The organism is Kitasatospora sp. NPDC034035 (genome assembly GCF_055575755.1).
Genome location: NZ_JBVISA010000102.1, coordinates 1 through 3,413 on the forward strand (window position 1 = coordinate 1; position 3,413 = coordinate 3,413).

The following is a 3,413-nucleotide window of genomic DNA, read 5'->3' on the forward strand; positions in this document are numbered from 1 at the left end:
CCTGCTCCCGCAGAGCCTGCTCGGTACGGCCCGACAGCACCACCGGCACCGGCCCAGGCACCGCGGGCACATCCACCGCGGGCACATCCACCGCAGGCACGTCCACCGCGGGCCCATCCACCGCATCGGGAAGCGCCTCCACCGCCGGCGCCTGCTCCAGGATGATGTGGGCATTGGTGCCGCTGAAGCCGAACGAGGAGACCGCCGACCGGCGCGGTTCGCCGGTCTCAGGCCACTCCTGCGCCTCGCTGAGGAGTTCGACGGCCCCTGCGGTCCAGTCGACGTGCGAGGACGGCTCGCCCACGTGCAGGCTCTTCGGCAGCACTCCCCGCTGCATCGCCATGACCATCTTGATCACACCGGCCGCACCGGCCGCCGCCTGGGTGTGGCCCAGGTTCGACTTCACCGAGCCCAGCTTCAGCGGGCGTCCGCCCGGGCGGCCCTGGCCGTAGGTGGCGAGCAGGGCCTGTGCCTCGATCGGGTCGCCGAGCGAGGTGCCCGTGCCGTGCGCCTCGACCGCATCGACCTGGTCGCCGGTGAGCCCGGCGTTGCCGAGCGCCTGCCTGATCACCCGCTGCTGCGACGGGCCGTTCGGCGCGGTCAGGCCGTTCGAGGCGCCGTCCTGGTTGACCGCCGACCCGCGGACCACGCCGAGCACCCGGTGGCCGTTGGCGAGCGCGTCCGACAGCCGCTCGACCAGGATCATGCCGACGCCCTCGCCCCAGCCGGTGCCGTCAGCGTCGTCCGAGAACGCCTTGCAGCGCCCGTCGGCGGCCAGGCCCCGCTGGCGGCTGAACTCCACGAAGGTGCCCGGAGTCAGCATCACGGTCACACCGCCGGCCAGCGCCAGCGTCGACTCGCCGGTGCGCAACGACTGGCAGGCCAGGTGCAGCGCCACCAAGGACGAGGAGCAAGCCGTGTCGATCGTGACGGCGGGTCCCTCCAGCCCCAGCGTGTACGAGACCCGGCCGGACGCGATGCTGCCCGAGGTGCCCGTCCCGATCTGGCCCTCGGCTCCCTCCACCGACTGCTGGAGCAGCATGCCGTAGTCGTTGTACATCACGCCGACGAACACACCGGTCCGGCTGCCGCGCAGGCTCACCGGATCGATGCCGGCCCGCTCGAACGCCTCCCAGGAGGTCTCCAGCAGCAGCCGCTGCTGCGGGTCCATCGACATCGCCTCACGCGGGCTGATGCCGAAGAGCGCCGGGTCGAACTCCCCCGCCCGGTGCAGGAATCCGCCTTCCCGGGCATAGGAGGTGCCCGGGTGGTCGGGGTCGGGGTGGTACAGGTTCTCCACGTCCCAGCCGCGGTCCTCCGGGAAGGGGGACACCGCGTCCCGCCCGTCGGCGACCAGGCGCCACAGGTCCTCCGGCGACTCGATCCCGCCCGGGAAGCGGCAGGCCATGCCGACGATGGCGATCGGCTCGTGCCCGCCGTCCTCCATCTCCTTCAGCCGTCGGCGTGTCTCGTGGAGGTCCGCCGTGACGCGCTTGAGGAAGTACCGGAGCTTGTCCTCGGCCGCCTGGTCTGCCGGCATGTCGGGTCACCTTTCAGGATGGTGCGGTGGGTCGGGCGGTGGCGGGGTCAGGAGATGCCGAATTCCTTGCCGATGAAGTCGAAGAGGTCGTCATCGGTGGCCTCCGCGAGCTCCTCGGTGACGGCGGCGTTCTCGGCCGGGGCGGCCTGCTGGTCGTTCCACCGGGTGAGCAGTGACTGGAGCCGGTGGGCGACCCTCAGGTGGCCCTCGTCGTCAGCCGGTGTCCCCACCAGCGCGGCCTCCAGCCGGTCCAGCTCGGCCAGCAGCGGCAGGACGGCCGCCGCCGGGTCGGGCACGGCCTCCGCCCGCAGCAGCGCCACCAGGGCCGCCGGAGTCGGGTAGTCGAAGACGAGGGTGGCGGGCAGCCGCAGGCCCGTGACGCCGTTGAGGCGGTTCCGCAGCTCGACGGCGGTCAGCGAGTCGAACCCGAGGTCCTTGAACGCGCGACCGGCATCCACGGACCCGGCGCCCGGGTAGCCCAGCACAGCCGCGACCTCGGAGCAGACGAGGTCCGTCAGCACGGCCTCGCGGTCCTCCTCGGGGACGCCCAGCAGTCGCTCCGCCAGCGACGGGCCGGCGGCGTGGACGGCCGTCCCCGCGGCCCGGCGCAGCGGCGCCCGGACCAGCCCGCGCAGGACCGGCGGCAGCATGCCCGCCTCGGCCTGGGTGCGGAGTCCGGCGAGGTCGAGGCGGATCGGCACCAGGACGGCGTCGTCGCGGTCACCGGCGGCGTCGAGCAGGGCGAGGCCCTCGGCCGTGGACAGCGCCTGCACGCCGCCGCGAGCCATCCGCCGCACGTCCGCGTCGCCCAGCTCGCCGGCCATACCGCCGCCGTCCTCCGCCCACAGCCCCCACGCCAGGGACTGCCCCGGGAGACCCGCGGCGTGGCGGTGCTCGGCAAGGGCATCCAGGAAAGCGTTCGCGGCCGCGTAGTTCGCCTGACCCGCCGCACCGAACACACCAGCCGCGGAGGAGAACAGCACGAACGCGGCGAGCGGACGGTCCTTCGTCAGCTCGTGCAGGTTCCACGCCGCATCCACCTTCGGACGCAACACGGCATCCAACCGCTCAGGCGTCAGAGACGGCACGATCCCGTCATCCAACACACCCGCCGTGTGGACGACCGCGGTCAACTCCACACCCGCCAGCACCGCCGCCAGCGCGGCACGATCCGCCACATCACACGCCGCGAACGACACCTCCGCACCCAGACCGGCCAGCTCCGCCGCCAACTCCACCGCACCCGGAGCCGCTTCGCCACGACGCGACACCAACAACAGACGACGAGCCCCGTACTCCACCACCAGATGACGGGCCACCTGCCGACCGAGCGAACCCGTCGCACCCGTCAGCAACACCGTCCCCGCAGGGTCCAACGCCCGCAGACCCACGGCCGGGACCGCGGCTTCGCCCGTCCTGGCCAGGCGGAGCGCGGTGGCGCTGCCGGCCCGCAGCGCGAGCTGCGGTTCGTCGGTGCCGAGCGCGCAGGACAGCGCCCGCTGCGAGGCGGGGTCACCGTCCAGGTCGATCAGGGTGATCCGGCCCGGGTTCTCCGACTGCGCCGACCGGAACAGACCCCGCACCGTGGCGGCCGGGAGGTTCGCCTCGCCCGCGTTGCGGGTGACGACGACCAGACGGGAATCCGCGAAGGCGTCCGCTGCCAGCCACTCCTGCACCAGCTCCAGGGCCTCCCGCACGGCCTTGTGCGTGGCCGCGGCAAGGTCAAACCCGGTCCCGACGGCGACCGGGAGCACCAGGATGTCGGGGGTGACACCGCCCTCGGCGATGTCCGCCAGGTCCGCGAAGGCGATCGCGCCGGCCAGGCCCAGGCCGTCCCCGCCCAGGACACCGATCACACCGTCGGGCGCCGACA

General features: G+C 73.3%; 2 protein-coding genes. Both read right to left on the minus strand.

What is annotated here, in order from left to right; all coding sequences use genetic code 11:
- A partial coding sequence (locus ACZ52J_RS42775; protein WP_465626835.1) for a type I polyketide synthase occupies window positions 1–1,540 on the minus strand: 1,540 nt, incomplete at its 3' end.
- 47 nt (window positions 1,541–1,587) lie between these two features.
- A partial coding sequence (locus ACZ52J_RS42780) for a type I polyketide synthase (protein ID WP_465626837.1) occupies window positions 1,588–3,413 on the minus strand: 1,826 nt, incomplete at its 5' end.